At 68.7% G+C, this 2,665-nt stretch carries 3 protein-coding genes and 1 pseudogene; 2 read left to right on the top strand and 2 right to left on the bottom strand.

Annotation, left to right across the window (positions count from 1 at the left end):
* Positions 1-461: pseudogene (locus ACESMD_RS14525) on the top strand (nitric oxide reductase transcription regulator); the annotation flags it as partial.
* 3 nt (positions 462-464) lie between these two features.
* Here ACESMD_RS14525 and ACESMD_RS14520 read toward each other — a convergent pair.
* On the bottom strand, positions 465-668 hold the full coding sequence (locus tag ACESMD_RS14520; RefSeq protein WP_372614383.1) for a hypothetical protein: 204 nt from the start codon (positions 666-668) through the stop codon (positions 465-467).
* Entirely contained in the window at positions 668-1,864 is a 1,197-nt protein-coding gene (locus ACESMD_RS14515) for a PLP-dependent aspartate aminotransferase family protein (RefSeq protein WP_372614381.1), read from the bottom strand. Before ACESMD_RS14515 ends, ACESMD_RS14520 begins: the two co-directional genes overlap by 1 nt.
* Before the next feature lie 215 nt (positions 1,865-2,079).
* Between ACESMD_RS14515 and ACESMD_RS14510 the strand changes: the two genes are divergently transcribed.
* Positions 2,080-2,665 (top strand): TetR/AcrR family transcriptional regulator (locus ACESMD_RS14510; protein ID WP_372614379.1); only part of this gene is annotated, 586 nt, incomplete at its 3' end.

The following is a 2,665-nucleotide window of genomic DNA, read 5'->3' as shown; positions in this document are numbered from 1 at the left end:
TGCGCAAGCGGGGCGGCGACGTGCTGGTGCTGGCCGGCCACTTCCTGGAGATCAACCGCACCCGGCTCGGGGTGCGCAGCCTGCGCCTGTCGCCCGCGGCCGAGGAGGCGCTGATGGCCTACGCCTGGCCGGGCAACGTGCGCGAGCTGGAGCACGTGATCAGCCGCGCGGCGATCAAGGCGCTCAGCCGGGGCGCACGGCGCGACGATATCATCACCCTGAAGCCCGAGTGGCTCGACCTGCCCGGCCCGGTGGGTGAAGGGGGCAGCGCATTGGATGTGCCAGATAGAGCGGATGAGGCCGCTTCATCGAGCCTGCGCGAGCGCGTGGAGCGGGCCCAGCGGCGGGCGATTCGCGAGGCCCTGGACGCCTGCCAGGGGAGCTGGGCGGCGGCCGCCCGGCGCCTGGCGCTGGACCCCAGCAACCTGCACAAGCTGGCCCGGCGGCTGGGGCTGAAGTAGGCCTCAGGCCTGTGGGACGCGGGTCAGCCGCCAGCAGTGATGGAATATCCTGGCGCTGGTGAAGGCCCAGGCCTGCAGGCGCAGCCCCAGTAGATGGCTGGTGATGGAGGTGGTGCCGCTGGCCATGATCACCGTGAAATAGCCCGGGAAGCGCTCCGCCGCGGCCCGGTCGACGAGCATTATGAGTCGCCGCAGCAGGGCTGGCATCAGCCTGTCTCCAGCATGTCCAGGGCCTGGTGCAGGTCGGCGAGCAGGTCATCGACGTCTTCCAGGCCGACCGACAGGCGCAGCATGCCGTCGCCGATGCCGCGCCTGGCGCGCTCCTCGGCGGAGAGGTCCACGTGGGAGGTGGTGCAGGGCTGGGTGACCAGGCTCTCGGCACCGCCCAGGCTGGGCGCCAGGGCGAACAGCGTCAGCTGGTCGGCCATACGTGCCGCGGCATCGCGACCGCCCTTGAGTTCCAGGGTCAGCATGCCGCTGAAACCGCACATCTGGTGGTGTGCCAGCGCGTGGCCGGGGTGTGACGGCAGCCCGGGGTAGAGCACTCGAGCGATGGCAGGGTGCTCCAGCAGCGCCTCGGCGATGGTCTGGGCCGAGGTGTTATGTCGCTGCATGCGCAGCGGCAGAGTGCGCAGGCTGCGCGACAGCAGCGAGGCTAGCTGGGGCGAGAGCGCCGTGCCCAGGTTCTGCCGCCAACGCCACAGGGGGGCGAGCCGCTCGACACTTCCCATGACAGCCCCGGCGGTGAGGTCGCTATGCCCGCCCAGGTACTTGGTGGCGCTGTGCACCACGATATCGGCGCCCAGGGCCAGCGGCCGCTGGTTGATCGGCGTGGCGAAGGTGCCGTCCACTGCCACCAGGGCGCCGTGACGGTGGGCCTGCTCGGCGACCGCTTCGATATCGATCAGGCGCAGCGTCGGATTGGTGGGCGTCTCCAGGTAGACCAGGCCCACGCCGGCTTCCAGCAGGCGCTCCAGGGCCTCGGGGTCGTGGCCGTCGAGCAGCAAGTGCGTGTCGATGCCCAGCGTGGGCAGCTGCTGTTCGAGAAGGCTCAGGGTGCCGCCGTAGACCTCGCCGAGGCAAGCGATCCCGCGCCGGCCGTGGGTGAGGAACAGGGTGCTGATGGCGGCCATGCCGGAGGAAAACGCCCAGGCCGCTTCGGCATCCTCGAGCGCGGCCAGCGTCTCCTCCAGGGCGTAGAGCGTGGGGTTCTGGCCGTAGCGCGAGTAAAGCGGCCCCTGACGGCGGCCCTCGGTCACCTGCAGCAACGTGGCGGTGTCCGGGTAGGCGAAGGTGGTGGTGTCGTAGATCGGCATGTGCGGGCTGCCGAAGGCATCCCGCTGCCGCTGGCCGTGGATCGCCAGAGTGGCGGGACCGAGGGGTGACGGCCGAGGATTCGACATGACGACTCTCCGAGTGATGTGTCTGCTCAGGCTAATCGTGTTTTCCCGTATAATCCATTGATTTCAAATGTTTTAAGTGGGAATTATGACGCCGTTTGGATAATCAGACGATTTCCCGATCATCTTGACCGTGATCAGGTGCATCGCGATTCGTCAGGCGAAAGCCATGGGGGTATGCTAGATAGTAATCAGTCACTATCTTTTGAGGCCCGAGCATGTCCGAACGCCAGCATCTCAGCGCCGAGGCGCGTCGCGAACGCACCGTGGAGACGGTCGTCGCGCTTTGCGGGGAGGAAGAGCCCGCCACCCTCACCACTGGGCGGATCGCCGAGAGCATGGGTGTCACCCAGGGGGCGCTGTTTCGCCACTTCGCCAGCAAGGACGCCATCTGGGAGGCAGTAGTGGCCTGGGTCGCCGAGCGGGTGATGGCGCGGGTTGCCGCTGCCGCCGAAGGCGTCGAGGATCCCCTGGCGGCCCTGGAGGCGATGTTCCTGGCCCACGTGGCGTTCATCGCCGAGCACCCCGGCGTGCCGCGGCTGCTGATGGGACAGCTGCAGCATCCACGGCCTACCGCCGCCAGCCGCATGGTGCGCGGACTGCTGGAACGCTATCGCCGGCGTCTCGAGGGGCTGCTTCGCGAGGCGCAAGGGCGGGGTGAGTTGCGCCCCGCCATCGATGTCGAGGCCGCGGCGGCCCAGTTCATCGGCACCGTGCAGGGGCTGGTGATGCAGTCGCTGATCGCCGGCGATGTGGGCCGTATCGTCGATCAGGCCCCGGCGGCCTTCGATCTCTATCGGCACG

It is taken from the genome of Halomonas sp. (genome assembly GCF_041689495.1).
In the GTDB taxonomy this organism is placed as follows: domain Bacteria; phylum Pseudomonadota; class Gammaproteobacteria; order Pseudomonadales; family Halomonadaceae; genus Halomonas.
This window is presented reverse-complemented; position numbering and strand designations above follow the sequence as displayed.

Coding starts and splice junctions, on each gene's coding strand:
- ACESMD_RS14520 (WP_372614383.1), bottom strand. CDS start 668: ATGCCAGCCCTGCTGCGGCGACTCATAATGCTCGTCGACCGGGCCGCG.
- ACESMD_RS14515 (WP_372614381.1), bottom strand. CDS start 1,864: ATGTCGAATCCTCGGCCGTCACCCCTCGGTCCCGCCACTCTGGCGATC.